Raw genomic sequence first — 20055 nt, forward strand, 5'->3', positions numbered from 1 at the left:
CGTCGTGGCACACTGCTGGTATGAGCACCGCACAGGGCGCCCGCGCGCGGGCCAGGGCCGAAGTCACCGCCGCCATCAAGGACGAGGCGCGCAGACAGCTCGCGGCGGAGGGCGCGGCCAGGCTGTCGCTGCGGGCCGTGGCCCGCGCGCTGGGCATGGTCTCCTCGGCGCTCTACCGCTACTTCCCGAGCCGCGACGAGCTGCTGACCGCGCTGATCATCGACGCCTACGACTCCCTCGGCGAGGCGGCGGAGGCGGCCCACCGGAAGGTCGCCGAGTCGGACCACGTGCGGCGCTGGACGGCCGTGTGCGAGGCGGTGCGCGTCTGGGCCCTCGCCCATCCGCACGAGTACGCCCTGATCTACGGATCGCCGGTCCCCGGCTACGCCGCCCCCGAGACCACCGTCCCGGCCGCCTCCCGCGTCGGCCTGCTCCTCATCGGTGTCGTCCGTGACGCCCACCGGGGTCCCGGCCTCGCCGACCTGCCCCTGCCGGCCGAGCTGCGCCCCGAGGCCGAGCGCATGGCGGCGGATCTGGTGCCCGACCTGCCCCCCGAGCCGGCCGTGGCGCTGGTGGCGGCCTGGGCCGAGCTGTTCGGGCTGGTCGGGTTCGAGCTGTTCGGGCAGTTCCATCGGGTGGTCGAGGACCGGGAGACCTTCTTCCGGCACGCGGCAGCCCGGCTCGCCCACGGCGTCGGACTCCGCCCCTGACGTCCGGAGTCCGAGCCCGGTTCCCCCCTCACCTGCGCCTCCGGAACCAGGACGGCCTTCCCGGCCACCGTGCCGGGCTCCGTCGGCGGCATGGCCTGCGCCACCTCCGTGAGCGGCAACCGGGCGGCGATCCGTGCGGTGACCTCGCCGCGCTGCAGGGCGTGGAACACCTGGGTGAGGTCGGCGCGCAGCCGGGTCCGGAAAGCCGTTCACCGCCGAGGTGGGGGGGGCTGACCGGCGGGCGCTGAGCACGCGGGCGGTCGTACTCCCCGGGGAGTATCCGTGATCACCTCGTCCGGCCGACGTCCGGGCGGCCCGTCGGCGTCTAGCGTGGCGCGCATGGAAGAGCAGCGCCGAGGAGGACCCCGGCACTGGTGGCGGTACGGGCCACCGTGGGGGAGCCGGCCCGACGAACCGGATTCGCCCGCCGCCGGGTTGCCCTGGCGTTCCACGGTGCTGATCACCGCGTTCGTCCTCGTCGGGTCGAACTTCGCCGCACACTCCCAGCCGCACCGGGAGCCGCTCGACGGTTACGCGCGCGTGCTGCTGCTCGTGGCCTCGGTCCTGCTGCTGTGGCGGCACCGTCACCCGGTGGCCGTCGTCTTCGGTACGGCGGCTGCGGCGCTGGTCTACCTGGGTGCGGGCTACCCCTACGGCCCGGTCTTCCTGACCGTCGCGGTCGGTTGCTTCAGTGCCGTGGTCGCCGGGCACCGGCGGGCCGCCTGGGCCGCCGTCGGCCTGCTGTGGGCCGGGCACGCCCTGGTCGCGCTCTGGCTCTACCGGTGGCTGCCGCCCAAGGGCGACCCGGCGGCGAGCGTGGGGCAGGAGATCGTCGTCGCCACCTGGGTGCTGGCCGTCGTCGCGGTCTGTGAACTCGCCCGGCTGCGCCGCGAGCAGTGGGCGCGTGAACGCGCGGACCGCGCCCAGGCCGCCAGGCGGCGCGCCGACGAGGAGCGGCTGCGGATCGCCCGCGAGCTGCACGACGTGCTCGCGCACAGCATCTCCGTCATCAACGTCCAGGCGGGCATGGGCCTCGCGCTGCTGGACAGCGACCCCGAGCAGGCGCGCGCCGCGCTCACCACCATCAAGGCGGCCAGCAAGGAGGCCCTCGGTGAGGTGCGCCAAGTGCTCGACACGCTGCGCGCACCGGGCGCCGCGCCGCGCACCCCCGCGCCGGGCCTGGACCGGCTGCCGGAGCTGGTCGAACAGGCGGCGGCCGCCGGACTGACGGTCGACGTCCGGGGCGAGGCTCCGCACCTGCCGCCCGGCGCCGGCCTCGCCGCCTTCCGCATCGTGCAGGAGGCCCTGACCAACGTCGTACGGCACTCCGGATCGAGACACGCGCGCGTGTGCTTCGAGCAGGCCGGCGGCGAACTCCGGCTGCGCGTCGACGACGACGGGCCCGCGACCGGAGCCGACGCCGGCGGCAGCGGGAACGGGCTGGCCGGCATGCGGGAGCGGGCGGCCGCGCTGGGTGGCACCATCGAGGCGGGCCCGCGCCCCGACGGCGGCTTCCGGGTGCTCGCCGTACTGCCCTTGCGCACCAGGGAGGACCAGTGATCCGGGTACTGCTCGCCGACGACCAGTCGCTCGTGCGGGCCGGTTTCAAGGCGCTGCTCGACGCGCAGCCGGACATCGAAGTGGCCGGGGAGGCGGCCGACGGCGAGGAGGTGGTGCGCCGGGTGCGTGAACTGCGCCCAGACGTCGTGCTGATGGACATCCGCATGCCGCGGTTGGACGGCCTGGCCGCGACCCGCCGCATCACCGGGGACGCGGAGCTGACGGACGTGAAGGTGGTCATGCTCACCACCTTCGAACTCGACGAGTACGTCTTCGAGGCGATCCGTTCGGGCGCCTCCGGGTTCCTGGTGAAGGACACCGAGCCGGACGAACTCGTGCGCGCGGTGAGGGCGGTGGTCGAGGGTGACGCGCTGCTGTCCCCTGGTGTCACGCGACGGCTCATCGCCGAGTTCGCGGCCCGCTCCAAGGAGCCCGCCGCGGCCGACACCCTCGCCCAGCTCACCGAGCGGGAGCGAGAGGTGATGGCACTGGTGGGCATCGGCCTGTCCAACGAGGAGATCGCCCGCCGCCTGGTGGTCAGCCCGCTCACGGCCAAGACCCATGTGAGCCGCACGATGGTCAAGCTGGGCGCCCGGGACCGCGCCCAACTCGTCGTCCTCGCCTACGAGTCGGGGCTGGTGCGACCCGGCTGGTTGGGCTGACGATCCCGCCGGAAGCGGACCAGTACACTCACCACCCGGGCCAGGAAGACCACCGGAGCGACCGTCAGGCCGATCCACAGCAGGGTGGTACCGAGCAGCTGCGGAAGATCGAAGAGCAGGGCCGGCCCGGCGACGGCCCCGAACACCACGGCCGCCGCGAAGGTGGCACTGACCAGTGCGTATCCGATCTCCACCATGGCCGCGTCCTGCTCGGCCTTGTTGCGCCGTCCCCCGTACGTGTCCATCCGGCCAGTCTCACAGACGTGCGCCCGGCGGGACAACCAACTCCCGCCGGGCGCACGCTGGGAGGCGTTCCCCCTAGTCGCGGACCGCCACGCGCTCCGCTTCCGCCTCCCGCACGGTGGATCCGGCGACCACGATCGACGGCCGGGCGGGACGGCCGCGCAGCCCGGTGAGCGTGATCAGCAGGCCCGCCACGGCGATGCCCGTGACGACCATGAAGCCCGGGCGGTAGCTGTCGAGGACGGCCTGCGGGGTGGCCTCGGCCGGCGCGGCCGCGGTCATCACGGCCGTCACGACGGCCAGGAAGATCGCCCCGCCCACCTGCACCGAGGTGTTGAGCAGCCCGGAGACCATGCCCTGCTCGTGGTCCTCCACCCCGTTGGTGGCCTGGATGTTGAGCGAGGGGAAGACCAGCGCGCAGGCCGCGCCGATCAGCAGCATCGACGGCAGGATGACGGCCGCGTACACCGGGTCCAGGTCGACGCGCAGGAACAGCGCGTACCCGGCCACCATCAGCGCGAAGCCGGTCGCGATCAGCCGCGGGGTGCCGAACCGGTCGACGATCGCACCGACCTTCGTCGAGGACACCGCCACCAGCGCACCCGCCGGCAGGAAGGCGAGCGCCGTGTGCAGTGCGGACCAGCCGAGCAGGGACTGCATGTACAGGGTCGTCAGGAACTGGAACCCGACGTACGAACCGAAGAAGGCAACCGCGCCGAGCTGGGCCCGGACCTGGCTGCCCGAACGCAGCACCCCGAGCCGGACGAGCGGGCTCGGCGAGCGTCGCTCGACCAGGACGAACGCGGTCAGCAGGACGGCGACGGCCAGGAAGGACAGCAGCGTCCGGGCGGAGGCCCAGCCCGCCTCGGGCGCCTGGACGACCGTGAAGACCAGCAGCAGCATCGACGCGGTGCCGATGACGGCGCCCGGGATGTCGTAGCCGGCATGGGTCTTCTCGCGTGCGCTGCGCGGCAGCAGCTTGAGGCCGGCGGCGAGCGCGATCAGCGCGATGGGCGCGGGCAGCAGCATGGTGAAGCGCCAGCTCGCCTCGGTGAGCAGACCGGAGAGGACCAGGCCCATCGAGAAGCCGGTGGCGGCGCACGTGGTGTAGATGGAGAGCGCGCGGTTGCGCAGCGGGCCCTCCGGGAACGTCGTGGTGATGATCGACAGGCCCGCCGGCGCCGTGAAGGCGGCGCTCAGGCCCTTGATGAAGCGGCTGGCGATCAGCAGCGGGCCCGAGTCCACGAGCCCGCCGAGCAGTGAGGCGAGCGCGAAGATGCCGAGGGCGACCAGGAACACCTGGCGCCGGCCGAGCAGGTCGGCGGTGCGGCCGCCGAGGAGGAGCAGGCCGCCGTAGCCCAGGATGTAGCCGCTGACGATCCATTGCAGCGTCGACGTGGACAGATGGAGATCGGAGCCGATGGACGGCAGTGCGACGCCGACCATGGACACGTCCAGCGCGTCCAGGAACATCGCGGCGCACAGCACCAGCAGGGTGCCCCACAGCCGGGGAGTCCAGCGAACCGTCGGGGACGGAGCCGCAGGGGTGGTGAGCGGAGAGGTCATGCCGACGACACTACATGCGCATGCATCGAATGCAAATGCATTTAATTCCGATGCAACAATCTTGTTTCTCTGCTACGGTGCGTCCATGGCGGCGAACAGGGCTGAGCGGGAGCTCGTGGAGCAGTGGCGCGGCATCCTCGCGCTGCATGCCCGCACCCAGTGCGAGCTGGACCGGACCCTGCACGGACACGGCCTGTGCGCCAGCGACTTCGAGGTGCTCGACCTGCTCGCCGAGTGCGGGGCGGCGGACGGCAGCTGCGTCTACCGCGTCCAGGAGATCTCGGAACGGGTCCATCTGAGCCAGAGCGCGCTGTCCCGGCTGATCGGCCGCCTGGAGAAGGACGGCCTCGTCGAGCGGGCCATGTGTCCCGAGGACCGGCGCGGGGTGCGCGTGGCGCTCACGGCCGAGGGGCGCGCGCTGCACGGCGAGGTGCGGCCGATGCAGCGCGCGGTGCTGGCCCGGATGCTCGCGGACGTCGACTGACGGGACCTCAGATCCCGGACCTCTCCCGCCACAGCGCGACGAGTGCGGGATCACCCGTCACGCCCGGTACGGGCCTCCGGTTCCACAGAGCCAGGTACAACTGGTCGGCAGGTCCCACCAGTTCGGCCTCCGCCTCGCCGGATCCGTCCCGCGAGGTCACGGGCGGCTCCGCCGACAGCCGTACGGTCCACACCGCGTCCGCACCCGCGTCCACCGCCCGCACCCGCAGTACGCGCGGCTGCTCCGTACGGACCCGGCTGCGAGGGCGGGCGTGGAAGCCGCGCAGCAGCTCGTCGATGCCGTCGGTCGCGAACCGAGTGGCGATCGGCGACGCCGTACCGCCCCGTGCGGCCTCGGCGTCGTAACGGTGGACGGCCGTCTCGTGCGCCTGCCGCCGGGTCCAGAACGCCAGCGGTGAGGGGGAGGGTGCCGGGTGGAAGGTCCAGCACTCCAGGTCGGCCGGTGCGGCGGCCAGGGTCTCCACCAGCCGGCGGTGGCTGTCCCGGTACCAGGCCACCAGCTCCGCGCCGTCCAGGTCCGGGCCGACGGTGAGGGGACGAGGCGCGGTGTGTGCGTCGGCGACGAACGCCGTGGCCCAGCGGTGCACGGCGCCCGTGTGCAGCAGCAGGTCCTTGACCTGCCACTCCGGGCAGGTCGGCACCTTGGCCTCCGTACCCGCAAGCTCGGCCGCGGCAGCCAGCAGCCGGCCCTCCCGGTCCAGGGTCTCGAGGAATTCGGCAGTCTCCATGGGGGGAGTGTGCCGGATGGAGCATGCTCGAAGGTGCCGACGGTATCTTAAAGCGTTTTAAGCGCTGGTACTGTCGAACCGGTCTCGCCGACATGCCAAGGGTCGCAGCAGGAGGATCAGTGGCCGACGCAGGTTCCCGCCCCCGGCTGGAGGACGTGGCGGCGCGGGTAGGTCTGTCCACCGCCTCGGTGTCCCTGGTCCTGCGCGGTGTGCCCGGCCCGAGCGAGCGCACCCGGCAGCGGGTCCTGGCGGCCGCCGCCGACCTCGGCTACCAGGCCGACCGCACGGCCAGCCTGCTGGCCAGCAGACGCAGCCGGCTGCTCGGCGTCATGATCGACGTCCACAGCCCCTTCCACGCCGAACTCGTCGAGCATCTGCACACCGCGGCGGAGGAGTTCGGCTACGACCTGGTGCTGAGCACCCAGACCCGTACCCGCGACGAGCGGACCGCCGTCGGGACCCTGCTCGCCTTCCGCAGCGAGGCGCTCATCCTGCTCGGGCCGGTCGACCCCGCCGCCACCCTCGCCGCCCTGCACCGCAAGGTGCCCGTGATCGCCGTGGGCCGTCGTATCCCCGGCGCACAGCTCGACGTCGTACGCACCGCGGACGACGACGGAGTCGGCCAGGTCGTCGGCCATCTGGTCGCCCTCGGGCACCGCTCCATCGCCCACGTCGACGGCGGCAAGGGCGTCATCGCCACCGACCGCCGGCGCGGCTACCGGGACGCCATGCGCCGGCACGGCCTGGCCGAGCACATCCGGATCCTGTCCGGCGACCGCACCGAGCGGTCCGGTGAGCGCGCGGCCCGGCAGCTGCTCGACGAGGGCGAACTCCCCACCGCCGTCGTGGCCTACAACGACCAGTGCGCCATCGGCGTCCTCGCCGCCCTGTCCCGCGCGGGTGTGGCCGTCCCCGGTCGGGTCTCGGTCGCCGGCTACGACGACGACGCGCTCTCCCGCCTGAGTCTCGTGGACCTCACGACGGTCAGCCAGAGCGCGGAGGACCAGGCACGGCACGCGGTCCGGGCGGCGGTGGAGCGGCTCGACGAGGGGCGCGACGAGCCGCGCGAGGTCGTGCTGGCGCCGCGCCTGGTGGTCAGGGGGAGCACGGGAGAGGCGATCTGACGCGGATGCGGGTCGGCTGTCCGGCGAGCGTGCCTGTGCTGGTCGGCTGAACCACGGCGGCAGGATGTCCGGCCGCGAGATGTCAGCCGCTGAGCAAGCCGTTCGATGTCCTCCTGCCGCAGTTCGACGGCGACGGCGACGGCGACGGCCTCGGCTTCGACGGCGGTTTCGGCCTCGACGTCGGCTTCGGAGGATTCGGAGGAAGTGCCCTCGGCGGAGTCATCCGGTCCGGGCCCGTCCGGGGAGCGCGGTCCGACACGGAACATCCGCCGCAGGGCCGCGGTGGTGCCTTCCCCCGTGGTGCGCTTGAGCAGGATCTCGGCCAGGCACTCGACGGCCTTGGCCGTGGCGGCCAGGACGACGGGCGTCAGGATGAGTTCGACCGCCTCGGATCCGAACCCGAGAGGCGACTTCCGCGACCCCTTCCCGGACACCGCCCGTCGAGGATCGGCGAAGTACGCCTGGCTGAGCACCGAGAACAGCGGCACCTCGTCCCGGGCTATCTCCTCGATCACGTCCCTGGCGACTTCCGTGACCACTGCTCGATGGGGTACGCCTTCGAGTGCCCTTCTGCGCGCCACAGTTCCTCCCCCGTCCGTGACCCACGCATGGCGTCACGCCCTTATCGAGTCCGGCGCCGCCGACCGAAACAGTCGCCTCACAGCGCTGGCCGCGCACGGTGGTACCAGGGGGCGCATGGCGCGCACTACTCGACGGCCGGATCCTCCTGTGCCTGCCGCACCGCACACTTCACCGCCTGTTCCACCTCGTACCGGCTCGCCCCGGTCGCTTCGGCGTGCGCGGTGATTGCCGCCTGCACGGCCTCCGATGCCGTGCGCCAGCGGCGCCACTGCTCGTCGTACTCGTCGCCGGTCAGGCCGGCCAGTCTGGCCCGCTCCTCTTCGGCGAAACATTCCAGCCTGATCAATTCGTCCGAGATGTCTGCCATGACCGGATACTAAGCGCGCTCCGCGGTGTGTTCGCGCTGGGCGTCCGGGTTTTGTTCGTTCGCGACATAAACGCAGGTGGGTGGGGTGCCGGTCCATGGTCGGAGGAGGGCCCGGCACCCCTCGAGGCACAGCGGCCGGGCCAGGGCGGCACGGCCGACCTCGGAGGCTGTCTTCACGTCGCACCGCATGCCCGCCTCCGCGGCCGACGTCAGGAGCTGGTGAGGACGACGAGTCGCTGGGTCGCCCGGGTCATCGCGACGTAGCGGTCCACCGCTCCTTCGATGCCCTCGCCGAACTTCCCGGGATCAACGAGGACGACCAGGTCGAACTCGAGGCCCTTCGACAGCTCCGGGGTGAGCGACCGGACCCGGGACGTCTCCCGGAACGTGGGATCGCCGATGACGCAGGCGATCCCGTCGGCGTGCTCGGCGAGCCAGGCACCGAGGACCGGGTCCAGGTCCGCGACGGATCCATGGGTGACGGGAACGCCGGTGCTGCGGACGGAGACCGGCACGTTCGCGTCCGGGAGCGCGGCCCGGACGACCGGCTCGGCCTCGGCCATGACCTCCTCCGGAGTGCGGTAGTTGATGCCCAGGGACGCCACGTCGATCCGGTCGAGTCCGATGCGTTCGAGCCGTTCCCGCCACGACTCCGTGAACCCGTGCCTGGCCTGCGCGCGGTCCCCGACGACGGTGAAGCTCCGGGACGGGCAGCGCAGCAGCAGCATCTGCCACTCCGCGTCGGTCAGTTCCTGGGCCTCGTCGACGACGATGTGCGCGAACGGTCCCGCGAGCAGGTCCGGGTCGTGGTCGGGCAGCTCGGACTCGTCGACCAGATTGCGCCGGAAGTCCTCCCGGCGCAGCTGGGTCATGAGGCCTTCGCCGTCGTCATCGGCCGCGATCAGGTTGTCGACGACCTGGGCCATGCGTTCGCGCTGGGCGGCGAGGGCGGCTTCGTGCCGACGCTTGCGCCGCGCCGCCTCCGGGTCCCCGAGCCGCTGCCGTGCGGCGTCCAGGAGCGGCAGGTCGGACACCGTCCAGGCCCGGGGTGCGTCCTTGCGCTGCAGCTTGCGTACGTCGTCGGGGCCGAGCCAGGGCGCGCACATGCGCAGGTAGGCGGGCACCGACCACAAGTCCCCGACCAGGTCGGCCGCTTCGAGCAGCGGCCAGGCCCGGTGGAGGGTGGTGACCAGTTCCCTGTCGCGCCGCAGCACCGTGCGGAGCTGGTCGGGCGTGACGTCCTCGCGGCCGAGCCTGTCCAGCAGGATCGAGACCAGCTCGTCGAAGATCCGCTCACGCGCCTCGTTGTGGGCGGTACCCGCTCCGCCTGCTTCGAACGCCTCGGCCCAGTCCTCCGCGCTCAGCCGGACGTCGGCCCAGTCGGTGGTGACCGTCATCCCCTCCCCGGGTGGTTCCTCGTAGAACCTGACGGCCTTCTCGACGGCCTTCACCATGTCCGCGGACGACTTCAGCCGTGCCACGTCCGGGTCGGTCTCGACCGCCGCTCCGGCTCCCTCGGTGACCAGGTCCCGCACGGTGCAGGTCTGCACCCCCTCCTCACCGAGGCTGGGCAGGACGTCGGCGACGTAGTTCAGATACGGCTGGTGCGGACCGACGAAGAGCACACCGCCGCGACGGTGACCGAGGCGAGGGTCGGAGTAGAGGAGGTGTGCAGTGCGGTGCAGAGCGACCACGGTCTTCCCCGTACCCGGACCGCCGTCGACGACCAGGGTGCCGCGGGAGCCCGCCCTGATGATCGCGTCCTGGTCGGCCTGGATGGTGGCGAGCACGTCCCGCATCCGGGCGGACCGGGTGCTGCCCAGGCTCGCGATGAAGGCCGACTGGTCGTCGAGCGCGGCATGCCCTTCGAGCCCGTCGGCGGTGAACACCTCGTCCCAGTAGTCGCCGACCCGGCCGCCGGTCCAGCGATACCTGCGGCGGCTCGCCAGCCCCATCGGGTCGGCGTGGGTCGCCGCGAAGAACGGCTCGGCCGCGGGGGAGCGCCAGTCGAGCAGCAGCCGGCGGCCCGCACTGTCGGTGAGCCCGAGTCGTCCGATGTACACGGGTTCGGGGGTGTCCGCGCTGACGATGCGTCCGAGGCACAGGTCCATCCCGAAGCGGCGCAGGGTGCGCAGGCGCGCGGTCAGCCGGTGGATCTCCAGGTCCCGGTCCAGCGCCTGCCGGCCCTTGCCGCCGGGCGCCCTGCGCAAGTCGTCGAGCTGGTCGGACAGTTCGGCGATGGCCTGTCCGAGACTCTCCGAGATGGCCGTGAAGTGCTGCTCGTCGCCGGCGATCAGCGTCGGGTCGGCCTTGGGGGCGAGCCGGTCGGGAAGGTCGAAAGCGCTGGTGGTCAGGGGGTTCATGGCACCAGCTCCGACCTCGGCACCAGCTCCGGTCTCGGCAAAAGCACACATACTCTGTGAATCTCCCGTTTCTGCAGGTTGTGGCCTCGGCCAGCGATTCTGCGCCGAGGCCGGGGCCTTGCCGCAAGCCCCCCGGTGCGCTATACGTTGAGAGTGGCAAGGAGTGGGTGTTCCTCCTCGCCTTCCTCCCGCCGCGGATGGACAGGCCCGGCCGCGAGACGCAGAGTCCTCACCTCGCCGCCTTCACCGTGCCGGAGATGCGAACGCGTCGGTGGCGTTCGACCCTGGAGAGACGGGGCGTGCAGTGGCGCCCGGTCACCCCTGGAAGGTGAACGCCACCATGAAGACACCTCCGATCGTCTCGCCGGAAGAGTGGGAGGCCGCGCGCCGGCAGCTGCTGGTGGAGGAGAAGCAGCTGACCCGTGCCCGTGACGCACTGGCCGCCAGGCGCCGGCGGATGCCGTGGACGGCCGTGGAGAAGAAGTACGAGTTCGACGGACCCGACGGCTCGGCGGGTCTGCTCGGCCTGTTCGCCGGCCGCCGTCAGCTGATCGTCTACCGTGCCTTCTTCGAGCCCGGCGTGTTCGGCTGGCCGGAGCACGCCTGCCGTGGCTGCTCCATGGTGGCCGACCACGTGGGCAACCTGGCTCATCTGAACGCCCGCGACACCACTCTTGTCTTCGTCTCGCGCGCACCCCAGCCGGACATCGCGAGGGTCAAGGAGCGGATGGGCTGGACGATTCCCTGGTACTCGCTGACCGACGGCTTCGACGCCGACTTCGGTGTGGACGAGTGGCACGGCACGAACGCGTTCATCCACGCCGGCGACGACGTGTTCCGCACCTACTTCATCAACTCCCGTGGTGACGAGGCGATGGGGAGCACCTGGAGCTATCTCGACATGACCGCGCTCGGCCGGCAGGAGACCTGGGAGGACTCGCCCGAGGGCTACCCCCAGACCCCGCCGTACGAATGGTGGAACTGGCACGACAACTACGGCGCCCCCGAGCAGGCGCCGGAGTGGCGGGCCATCACCCGCCGAGATTCCGAAGAATGAGAACAGGCGCACGGGTTCGTCACACGTGAGGTTGTTTGTCATACCGAATTCGATAGGTGCAGTCTGCCCCGGAAGCACCTCTGACCAGGGATGATTTCCAGCTCCGCGTGCGGTCCGACGGGGTCAACCAGGTGTCCGGCAGGCGCTGTTCGCGATGCGGGCACGTCCGGGCGTGTCCGAATCGGTCATGGAAACAGGTCGGTTAATGCCTGCTCACGAGCTGGTTGCGGGCGGGTGAGCAGGCCATGATGGGCCCATGACGTTGGCCTCGCGCGCGCTCGCGCAACTGGCGACCTGGCCGGACCTGAGACCGGCCGTCCCGAGCTGCGGTCTGGGACAGGCCGTGTGTTCGGCCCAGGGCGAGATCGCCCACTTCCACTCCGACCGTGATGTCGATCTACGGCTGACCGCCCGGGCCATCCGGCGGTTCGCCCGGGACCTGAAACACACGGGCGCCATCAGGATCGTGCCGGGCTCGCAGTGGGTGACCCTCAGGCTCGACGCCGCGAGCGACGTCGACCTGCTGCTGACCCTCGTGAGCATGGCGCTCCAGGCCCAGGAGGCCTGGCCCGACCCGGTCGACCGGGCGGCGGCCGGCTGCAACGACCAGCGCGGCGCGGGGTTCGTGAGCGCCGACCGCAGCGGCTTCTGACTCACACCGCGAGGACGCGGATGCCCGCCTCCTCGAAGCGGCGCACGGTGTCCTGCCCCACCGCCGTGTCGGTGACGAGCGTGTCCACCAGTTCCGCCGCGCAGATACGAGCGAACGCCCGCTGGCCGAGCTTGCTGGAGTCCGCGGCCACGATCACCCGCTCGGCGCGCTCGCACAGCAGCCGGTTGATCGCCGCCTCCGCCTCGTCGTGTGCCGCCGCGCCGTGCGTGACGTCGAACGCGACCACACCGAGGACGGCGACGTCGAGCGTGATCTGACCGAGCACGCCGTCCGCGAGCGGGCCGATGAGTTCGTACGACTGCGGGCGCGCGACCCCACCGGTCACCACGATCTTGAACTGCGGTCGCACCGCGAGCTCGTTGGCGATGTTGAGGGCGTTCGTGACGATGGTCAGCGCCGGTGAGCCGGTGCCGAGGTCGCCGCGCACGGCCAGCGCGCGGGCCACCTCCGTGGTGGTCGTGCCGCCGGTCAGCCCCACCGCCTCGCCCGGCGCCACGAGATCCGCCACCGCCTTGGCGATCCGCTGCTTCTCGGAGGCGCGGCGGGCCGTCTTGTAGCGCAGGGGCAGTTCGTACGACACCCCGTGCACCACCGCTCCGCCCCGGGTGCGCACCAGCATCTGCTGCTCGGCGAGCTGGTCGAAGTCCCGGCGGATCGTCGCCGCCGACACCTCCAGTTCGGCAGCCGCCTCCTCGACCTCCAGCCGGCCGCGCTCGACGAGCAGTTCCAACAGCGCCTTCCAGCGGGCGTCCCGGGACATCCGCGGCCTCCGTTCTCCGTCTCTCCGGCGACCCTAGCGCACCCCCGCCTGCGCTCGAATGCTTGATTGTGCTCGAAAGCTCGCTATATCTTGCAAGAACAATCAGCAAGGGGAGGGTGCGGCATGAGCCATGTCGAGGACGAGCTGAACAGCCAGCCCGAGTGCTGGATACGGGCGGCCGAGGAGGCGGGGCGGCACGCCGGAGCGCTGCCGAGCGCGGGGGAGCGGGTCGCCGTCGTCGGGTGCGGGACGTCGTACTTCATGGCGCAGGCGGTGGCCGCCCTGCGCGAGGCCGCGGGGCAGGGGGAGACGGACGCGTTCGCCGCCTCCGAGTTCCCGCTCGGGCGGTCGTACGACCGGGTCGTCGCCCTCACCCGCTCCGGTACCACCACCGAAGTCCTCGAGCTGCTCGGGCGGTTGAGGGGCCGTACGCGGACGACGGCCCTCACCGCCGACCCCGCCACCCCCGTGACGACGGCCGCGGACGACCTCGTCGTGCTGGACTTCGCCGACGAACGCTCCGTCGTCCAGACCCGGTTCGCCACCACCGCCCTCACCCTTCTGCGCGCCCACCTCGGCCTGCACACCGACGCCGTCGTCGCCGACGCCCGTACCGCCCTCACCTCTTCCCTGCCCGAAGGGCTCGTGGACTGCACCCAGTTCACCTTCCTGGGCCGCGGCTGGACCGTCGGGCTCGCGAACGAGGCAGGCCTGAAGATGCGGGAGGCCTCCCTGTCCTGGACCGAGGCCTACCCGGCGATGGAGTACCGGCACGGCCCGATCAGCGTCACCACCGAGGGCACCGCGACCTGGATGCTCGACGAAGCTCCCGCCGGACTCGCCGCGCAGGTGCGCGGCACGGGAGCCCTCTGGGTCGAGGCAGTGCTCGACCCGCTCGCCGAACTCGTCCGCGTCCAGCGCCTCGCGGTGGCCGTCGCCGCCCACCGCGGCCTCGACCCCGACCGGCCGCGCCACCTCACCCGCTCGGTGATCCTCGCCGACTGACCCGCGCCCGGAAGGGAGTCAAGCCGTGCCCCTCGCGACCACCGGCGAGCTGGTCGGCCGTGCCGCCGAAGCCCGCTCCGCCGTCGCCGCCTTCAACATCATCACTCTGGAACACGTCGAGGCCGTCATCGCGGGCGCCGAGTCAGCCGGCGCACCCGTGGTCCTCCAAGTCAGCGAGAACGCCGTCAAGTTCCGTTACGGACGGCTCCTGCCGCTCGCCCGCGCCGCCGTCGCCGCCGCCGAACGCGCCGACATTCCCGTCGCGTTGCACCTCGACCATGTGCAGAGCGACGACCTGCTGCGCCAGGCGCCCGACGCCGGGTTCAGCTCGGTGATGTACGACGCCGCCCGCCTGCCCTACGCCGGGAACCTCGCCGCGACCCGGGCCGCCGCCGACTGGGCGCACGCCCAAGGGCTGTGGATCGAGGCCGAGCTGGGGCAGGTCGGCGGCAAGGACGGCCGCCCTCCGCTGGACGCCCACGCGCCCGGCGCCCGTACCGATCCCGACCAGGCGGGCGACTTCGTCAACGGCACCGAGGTCGACGCCCTCGCCGTGGCCGTCGGCAGTGTGCACGCCATGACCACCCGCACCGCAGCCCTCGACCACGGCCTCCTGCAGCGGCTCTCCGCCGCGCTGACCGTCCCGCTGGTCCTGCACGGGTCCTCGGGCGTGCCCGACGAGGGCCTGGTCGCCGCCGTCGCGGGCGGCATCGCCAAGGTCAACGTCGGCACCGCCCTCAACGCGGCCATGACCGGCGCCATCCGGTCCTTCCTCGCCGCCCACCCGGAGGCCGTCGACTCACGCAAGTACCTCAGCGTGGGCAGGGAGGCGATGGCCCGGGAGGTCGCCCGCATCATCGGCGTCCTCGGCCGGGCCCGGCGCTAGGGAGTTTCGTTCGGTTCAGCCCGGGTCCGCGACGCCCGGCACGGCACCTCGCCGCGTTGTCGGACCACCCGGGTACGCCCAGTACGCGGGTGGTCCTCCGCCTTGCGTGCACCGCACCGGACGCCGCGGCCTGATCCGACCTGACCCGAACGAAACCCCCTAGGCCCTGTCGTCAAATTCCCGTCTGCCCCACGACGCCTGGCACGCACTCTCGCCGCACCGGGCGAAAGCCCAAGTACGTCCAGTACGAGGACTTCCGCCCGGCACGCCGAGAGCACGCACCAGACGCCGCGAGGCCGCCCTTCGGGCGACGACGGGAATTTGACGACAGGACCTAGCCCCGCTTGACGGCCTTCAGCACCACGAACTTGGGGTCGCTCGCCACCAGCCGGCTGTTCCCGAACAGCCGCTTCAGCGTGACGTGGTAGCCCAGGTGCCGGTTGCCGATCACCCACAGTTCACCGCCGGGGCGCAGCGCCCGCTTCGCCCCGGCGAACATCCGCCACGCCGTCGCGTCGGTCGTCGCCTGGTGCGAGTGGAACGGCGGGTTGTTCAGCACGAGGTCCACACTGCCGGGCGCCACCCCGGCCAGCCCGTCCCCGACCCGGAACTCGGCGTGCCCGGGCACCCCGTTGGCCTTGTACGTCGCCTCCGCCGAGGCAACGGCCTGGAACGACTCGTCCACGAACAGCACTTCTGCCTGCGGATCGGCCACCGCCACCGCCGTACCGACCACACCGTTGCCACAGCCGAGGTCCACCACGCGCGCACCGCGCGTCCCGGCCGGCAGATGCTCCAGGAAGAACCGCGTGCCGATGTCGAGCCGGTCGGCACAGAAGACGCCCGCGTGGTTGACGACCGTCCGCCCGGAGACCGCGCCGACACCCTCCGGGAGCGCGTAACTGTACGGCCACCGGTTCGCGGGCCGCTCCAGGGCCGGGTCCGGGGTGCAGAAGATCAGCCGGGCCTTCTGCCGCGCGAGAGAGGTCCGGGTCGGCCCCAGGATCCGCTCGAACAGCTGCAGCGTGGAGGTGTGGATCTCCTTCACCATCCCGGTGCCGACGACCACCGTACCCGCGTGCACCGCGGGAGCGAGCCGCAGCAGCTGGTCCTCCAGCAGCGCCAGGCTCTTCGGCACGCGCACCAGCAGCACGTCCACCCGCTCCGGCGGCGGGTCCTGCGTGGTGAGCAGGCCCACGGCACCGGGCTCGACCCCGGCCCGGGCCAGGTTCGCCCGGGTCGCCTCCTGGCTCAGGAAGGAGTCAGTGATCTGCGTCGGCCGGTGCCGCGCGAGCGCCGTCACGAGTGCGCCCCAGCGGTCGCCGACCACCACGACCGTGCCCGTGATCGGCACTCCCTCCTCGGCCAGGTGCCGCAGGAGGTACGCGTCGGAGGCGTCCCAGGCTCGCAGCCGGTCGCGGGGGTCCTCGGGGAAGCGGGACAGCTCGAACTCGCCCCACGGAGTCGTCATACGGTCGTTCATCGCTCCCCAGGCTAGCCGAGCCGCAGCTCAGGGCCGGTCGGGCGGGGCTCAGGCAGGATGGAGCGCATGGACGTGGAACTGTTTCCGCGGGAGCGGGCCGAGGTCGCACCGGGCGCCGTGCACGTCCCGCACTGGCTCGACGCCGAGCGGCAGCGCGCGCTGCTGACCGCCTGCCGTGACTGGGCGCGCCCCCCGGCCGGGCTGCGCACGGTCCGTACGCCCGGGGGCGGCACGATGACCGCCCGGCAGGTCTGCCTGGGCTGGCACTGGTACCCGTACGCCTACGCCCGCACGGTCGTCGACGGCGACGGCGCCCCCGTGAAGCCGTTCCCGGCCTGGCTGGACGAGCTGGGCCGCCACGCGGTGGCCGACGCGCTCGGCCCGCAGGCGGTCCCGGCCGAGCCGTACGACATCGCGCTGATCAACTTCTACGACGGCACCGCCCGCATGGGCATGCACCGTGACGCCGACGAGAGGTCCGGTGCGCCGGTGGTGTCGCTGAGCCTCGGCGACACCTGCGTCTTCCGCTTCGGCAACACGCAGACCCGTACGAAGCCGTACACCGACGTGGAGCTGCGCAGCGGCGACCTGTTCGTCTTCGGCGGGCCCGCCCGGCTCGCCCACCACGGCGTGCCCCGCGTGCATCCCGGTTCGGCGCCGCCGGAACTGGGTCTCGCCGGGCGGCTGAACATCACCCTGCGGGTGAGCGGGCTGTAGATCGCCGCACCGGCCCCGACAGCTGCGGATCATGGGAGACTCACCTCATGAGCGGCAAGGCGGACCCCCGGACGGCGGGGGAAGGGACCACCTCGAGGGTGCGGCTGGACCGGGGGCGCGGAGCGCTCGGACCCGCGCTGGAGCTCGTGCACACAGGGCGGGCACCGACCCGGGCCGTGCTCACCGCCGAACTCGGGGTCACCCGGGCGACGGCCGGAGCCGTGGCCGCGGAGCTGGAGGCGCTCGGGCTGATCCGGGTCGACGCCCGGCCGGGCGCGGCTGCCGGTGGCCAGGGCCGCCCCTCGCACCGGCTGGAGGTCGCCGAGGACGGCCCGGTCGCACTGGCCGCGCAGGTCCACGCCGACGGGTTCCGGGCCGCGCTGGTCGGCATCGGCGGACGGATCGTGGCGACCGCGCCGGGCTGCGAGACCGTCGACGCCGACCCGGCGAAGGTGCTGGGCTCCGTGGTGGAGGCCGGCGCGGAACTCCTCCGTACGACGGGCCGCCGCTGCGTCGGCGCCGGACTCGCGGTCCCCTCCGCTGTCGCCGAACCCGACGGCCTGGCCCTCAACCCCCTCCACCTGGCCTGGCCGGTGGGCGCACCGGTCCGCCGGATCTTCGACGAGTGCGTCCGCGCCGCGGGCATCACCGGCCCCGCCTTCGCGGGCAACGACGTCAACCTCGCCGCGCTCGCCGAACACCGGCACGGCGCGGGCCGGGGCGCACGGGACCTGCTGTGCGTGGCCACCGGGCACCGGGGCGTCGGCGGTGCACTGGTCCTCGACGGCCGCCTCCACACGGGCAGTTCGGGCCTGGCCCTGGAGGTCGGTCACCTCACGGTCAACCCGGAGGGCCGCCCCTGCCACTGCGGAGGCCGGGGCTGCCTGGACGTCGAGGCGGACCCGCTGGCCTTCCTGCTGGAGGCGGGCCGCGATCCGGGTCCCGAGGTCTCCCTGCTCCAGCAGGCCAACGACCTGCTCCGCACCCAGTACGCCGACCCGACCGTCCGCGTCGCGGCCGAGGCCCTGATCGACCGCCTGGGCCTGGGTCTGGCCGGTCTGGTCAACATCCTCAACCCCGACCGCATCATCCTCGGCGGCCTGCACCGCACCCTGCTCGACGCCGACCCCGAACGGCTGCGCGCGGTCGTCGCCGACCGCAGCCTGTGGGGCCAGAGCGGCGGCGTCCCCATCCTGCCCTGCACCCTGGACCACAACAGCCTGGTCGGCGCGGCGGAGTTGGCCTGGCAGCCGGTGCTGGACGATCCGCTGGGGGCACTGGTCGGGGGCGCCTAGAGCGTGCCTCTTCGATCCGTCGGTTCTTGGGGCATCGGCCTCCACCTGGCGGTTGACGGCCGCACGCGTGGGATTCTGTCGGGATGGATACATTCACGGCCCGGCTGGACGGCGCATGGGAGTGGTGGTCGGCCGCCATCGAGGAGGCACAGGAGGGACGCTGGGTTCGTGATCCCGTGGAGCGGCAGGTGGTGGCGGACATCGTGGCCGCGACCAACCCCCTGCACGGCGGCCGGCCGGCTCCGTTCACCGAGGACTCGTGGCACGTACGTATCGGGCGGATCGCCAACTGGGCCGGGGTACTCCGGCTTGCCGCCCGAGCCGGGGGGTGGGAGCTCCAGCCTGTCGTCGGACGCAGTCCGAAGCACCCTGCGGGTATGGCCGAACTGCTGTCCGGCATCTACGCGATCGGCGAGCAGGGCGAGAAGTGGGCGGCACGGTTTCTTCGAGAGCGTCAGGGACCACCGGAGAAGGAGATCGCCCAGGCGGAGGGCTTCCTGACCGGGCCAGGGTCCATGGAGGATCTTGAGCTGTTCTTCTACGACAGCTGATGGACCTCCCGCCCGGTCAGCGCCACACCGGGCCCTTCCATCCCGTTTCGCGGAACACGGATGCCTGCCATCAACTGCTTCGAACGATGGTGCGTCGCCAGCCCGGCCTGCGGTGACGCGGAGCGTCAGAGGGCGAGCGTGACTGTCGCCGGCCGAGTGGACCTTCGTGCTCAGGCCGCCGCGGGAGCGTCCGAGCGCGTGGTCGTCGGGTTCGGCCCGGTCCGGCGCCCCCTTTTTTGGCCCCGGCGGCATGCTGGTGGGCCCGGCGGGCAGTGGAGAACACGCTCTGGACGCGAGGGCCGGGACGGCGCCGGCCCTCGTCGTCACCCGCGACACCGGCGAGCAGTGCAACGCCGTCGAGCGCTCCCTCGGCCGGCTCAAACAGTGGGCGGTGGCCCCGGGTTGGGGCCGTAGGGCGGTGCGCCCCACTGCGGCGGCGGGGCCCACATCGTGGTGAGTCGTCGACGGTGGCGGCTGCGCCGGACGGCGGTGACGACGACGATGGTCACGGAGGAGGCGAACGCGGCGAGGAAGCAGACGACCCCCGCGGCGATGCCGCCGATGGTGGCGCCCACCCGGGGCTTGTCTCCCAGCGCGAACTCGGCCGGCTGGTCCGAGGTGCACGTGACCGTGTACTTGCCGCTGCTCGTGGGATTCACCTCGAAGGCGAGCTCCCAGGTGCGGGACCCGATGGTGACGTGGAAGGTGCTGTCCGGCTGGGTCATGGCCCCGGACTCCATGCCCGGGATCCGGCAGTCGACCTGACCCTGCCCGGACTGGGACACGTAGATCGCCTCGGTCTTCCCGTGGACGAAGTCGAAGCTCCGGGAGTCTCCGCTGGAGAAGCTCCGGGCGGCGTTGACCGAGTCCACCGTGTTCTTCACCGTCACCACGATGAAGGCGACGCCGACACCGGCCAGGACCACCCCGAGCAGTGCAGCCACCAGGTACCAGATGCGCCGCGGGCGCAAGTCCTTTGCCGGGATGTTCGGCGCCGGCTGCGGGCTGCCGTACGGTGCTCCCCAGGGATTCTGTATTGCCACGACAGCGCATCGTACGGGATGTGCCGTGACCCGGGACCGGTGAAACTCGCCCGCGCCGATAACATGTTCGAACTTATGGTGATCGCCCCTGTCGCCTGCTTAACCAAAATCTCACAAAACGGCCAAGTAATTGATATCTAGACAAAACTCCAGAATTGAGTCCGCCGCGTGGCGTC

Annotated in this window: 20 protein-coding genes and 2 pseudogenes; 12 read left to right on the top strand and 10 right to left on the bottom strand. The window is 72.2% G+C overall.

Going from position 1 to position 20055, the window contains the following annotated elements; translation table 11 throughout:
• Nucleotides 1-20: 20 nt before the first annotated feature.
• Nucleotides 21-710, top strand: coding sequence for a TetR/AcrR family transcriptional regulator (locus FB157_RS16115; protein ID WP_145880207.1), 690 nt, complete (start codon nt 21-23; stop codon nt 708-710).
• Nucleotides 711-751: 41 nt separating this feature from the next.
• On the opposite strand, the pseudogene FB157_RS48420 reads toward FB157_RS16115, so the two are convergent.
• A pseudogene (locus FB157_RS48420) lies at nt 752-913 on the bottom strand (zinc-binding dehydrogenase); the annotation flags it as partial.
• A gap of 136 nt (nt 914-1049) precedes the next feature.
• Between FB157_RS48420 and FB157_RS16125 the strand changes: the two are divergent.
• Nucleotides 1050-2270 (top strand): sensor histidine kinase, encoded by a 1221-nt coding sequence (locus FB157_RS16125; RefSeq protein ID WP_145880209.1) that lies wholly within the window; start codon nt 1050-1052, stop codon nt 2268-2270.
• Nucleotides 2267-2932, top strand: a complete 666-nt coding sequence (locus tag FB157_RS16130) for a response regulator transcription factor (RefSeq protein WP_145880210.1) — start codon at nt 2267-2269, stop codon at nt 2930-2932. Before FB157_RS16125 ends, FB157_RS16130 begins: the two co-directional genes overlap by 4 nt.
• Here FB157_RS16130 and FB157_RS16135 read toward each other — a convergent pair.
• Both FB157_RS16135 and FB157_RS16140 read right to left on the bottom strand, forming a co-directional pair.
• Nucleotides 2893-3177 carry a DUF6332 family protein gene (locus FB157_RS16135; RefSeq protein ID WP_145880212.1) on the bottom strand — a complete coding sequence of 95 codons (285 nt, stop codon included), beginning with the start codon at nt 3175-3177 and terminating at the stop codon, nt 2893-2895. The two genes, FB157_RS16130 and FB157_RS16135, sit on opposite strands and share 40 nt — an antisense overlap.
• A 73-nt stretch (nt 3178-3250) precedes the next feature.
• Nucleotides 3251-4741, bottom strand: coding sequence for an MFS transporter (locus FB157_RS16140; protein ID WP_145880214.1), 1491 nt, complete (start codon nt 4739-4741; stop codon nt 3251-3253).
• Between the two features lie 85 nt (nt 4742-4826).
• On the opposite strand from FB157_RS16140, the gene FB157_RS16145 reads away from it, so the two are divergent.
• On the top strand, nt 4827-5225 hold the full coding sequence (locus FB157_RS16145) for a MarR family winged helix-turn-helix transcriptional regulator (RefSeq protein ID WP_145880216.1): 399 nt from the start codon (nt 4827-4829) through the stop codon (nt 5223-5225).
• Between the two features lie 7 nt (nt 5226-5232).
• Here the strand turns inward: FB157_RS16145 and FB157_RS16150 are convergent, their stop codons facing one another.
• Nucleotides 5233-5973 (bottom strand): maleylpyruvate isomerase family mycothiol-dependent enzyme, encoded by a 741-nt coding sequence (locus tag FB157_RS16150; protein ID WP_145880218.1) that lies wholly within the window; start codon nt 5971-5973, stop codon nt 5233-5235.
• Nucleotides 5974-6092: 119 nt separating this feature from the next.
• Between FB157_RS16150 and FB157_RS16155 the strand changes: the two genes are divergently transcribed.
• On the top strand, nt 6093-7097 hold the full coding sequence (locus FB157_RS16155) for a LacI family DNA-binding transcriptional regulator (RefSeq protein ID WP_261386332.1): 1005 nt from the start codon (nt 6093-6095) through the stop codon (nt 7095-7097).
• A gap of 706 nt (nt 7098-7803) precedes the next feature.
• On the opposite strand, the gene FB157_RS16160 is transcribed toward FB157_RS16155, so the two are convergent.
• Together FB157_RS16160 and helR are read right to left on the bottom strand one after the other, a co-directional pair.
• Entirely contained in the window at nt 7804-8046 is a 243-nt protein-coding gene (locus tag FB157_RS16160) for a hypothetical protein (RefSeq protein ID WP_186581533.1), read from the bottom strand.
• A 209-nt stretch (nt 8047-8255) separates the two neighbouring features.
• Nucleotides 8256-10409, bottom strand: a complete 2154-nt coding sequence (helR, locus tag FB157_RS16165; protein ID WP_145880222.1) for an RNA polymerase recycling motor ATPase HelR — start codon at nt 10407-10409, stop codon at nt 8256-8258.
• Nucleotides 10410-10749: 340 nt separating this feature from the next.
• On the opposite strand from helR, the gene FB157_RS16170 reads away from it, so the two are divergent.
• Nucleotides 10750-11466 carry a DUF899 domain-containing protein gene (locus FB157_RS16170; protein WP_186581534.1) on the top strand — a complete coding sequence of 239 codons (717 nt, stop codon included), beginning with the start codon at nt 10750-10752 and terminating at the stop codon, nt 11464-11466.
• Between the two features lie 256 nt (nt 11467-11722).
• On the top strand, nt 11723-12118 hold the full coding sequence (locus FB157_RS16175; protein ID WP_186581535.1) for a luciferase family protein: 396 nt from the start codon (nt 11723-11725) through the stop codon (nt 12116-12118).
• A gap of 1 nt (nt 12119) precedes the next feature.
• On the opposite strand, the gene FB157_RS16180 is transcribed toward FB157_RS16175, so the two are convergent.
• The gene (locus FB157_RS16180; protein WP_145880225.1) at nt 12120-12899 is read right to left on the bottom strand and encodes a DeoR/GlpR family DNA-binding transcription regulator; all 780 of its coding nucleotides are present in this window, start codon (nt 12897-12899) and stop codon (nt 12120-12122) included.
• Nucleotides 12900-13022: 123 nt separating this feature from the next.
• On the opposite strand from FB157_RS16180, the gene FB157_RS16185 reads away from it, so the two are divergent.
• On the top strand, nt 13023-13904 hold the full coding sequence (locus FB157_RS16185; RefSeq protein WP_145880227.1) for an SIS domain-containing protein: 882 nt from the start codon (nt 13023-13025) through the stop codon (nt 13902-13904).
• A 25-nt stretch (nt 13905-13929) separates the two neighbouring features.
• On the top strand, nt 13930-14790 hold the full coding sequence (locus tag FB157_RS16190) for a class II fructose-bisphosphate aldolase (RefSeq protein WP_145880229.1): 861 nt from the start codon (nt 13930-13932) through the stop codon (nt 14788-14790).
• 334 nt (nt 14791-15124) lie between these two features.
• On the opposite strand, the gene FB157_RS16200 is transcribed toward FB157_RS16190, so the two are convergent.
• Nucleotides 15125-16261, bottom strand: a complete 1137-nt coding sequence (locus FB157_RS16200; RefSeq protein WP_145880435.1) for a methyltransferase — start codon at nt 16259-16261, stop codon at nt 15125-15127.
• A 78-nt stretch (nt 16262-16339) separates the two neighbouring features.
• Between FB157_RS16200 and FB157_RS16205 the strand changes: the two genes are divergently transcribed.
• The 3 genes from FB157_RS16205 (at nt 16340) to FB157_RS16215 (ending at nt 18836) form a co-directional block, all read left to right on the top strand.
• A complete protein-coding gene (locus FB157_RS16205; protein WP_145880232.1) occupies nt 16340-16990 on the top strand; it encodes an alpha-ketoglutarate-dependent dioxygenase AlkB in 651 nt (216 codons plus the stop codon).
• A gap of 47 nt (nt 16991-17037) precedes the next feature.
• Nucleotides 17038-18285, top strand: coding sequence for an ROK family protein (locus tag FB157_RS16210; RefSeq protein ID WP_145880233.1), 1248 nt, complete (start codon nt 17038-17040; stop codon nt 18283-18285).
• An 83-nt stretch (nt 18286-18368) separates the two neighbouring features.
• Nucleotides 18369-18836 (top strand): hypothetical protein, encoded by a 468-nt coding sequence (locus FB157_RS16215; RefSeq protein ID WP_145880235.1) that lies wholly within the window; start codon nt 18369-18371, stop codon nt 18834-18836.
• A 72-nt stretch (nt 18837-18908) separates the two neighbouring features.
• Here the strand turns inward: FB157_RS16215 and FB157_RS16220 are convergent.
• Nucleotides 18909-19119: pseudogene (locus FB157_RS16220) on the bottom strand (IS5/IS1182 family transposase); the annotation flags it as partial.
• 94 nt (nt 19120-19213) lie between these two features.
• Nucleotides 19214-19879 carry a serine/arginine repetitive matrix protein 2 gene (locus tag FB157_RS16225; protein ID WP_145880237.1) on the bottom strand — a complete coding sequence of 222 codons (666 nt, stop codon included), beginning with the start codon at nt 19877-19879 and terminating at the stop codon, nt 19214-19216.
• Between the last annotated feature and the right edge of the window lie 176 nt (nt 19880-20055).

This window comes from Streptomyces sp. BK340, assembly GCF_007827595.1.
Classification (GTDB): Bacteria; Actinomycetota; Actinomycetes; order Streptomycetales; family Streptomycetaceae; genus Streptomyces.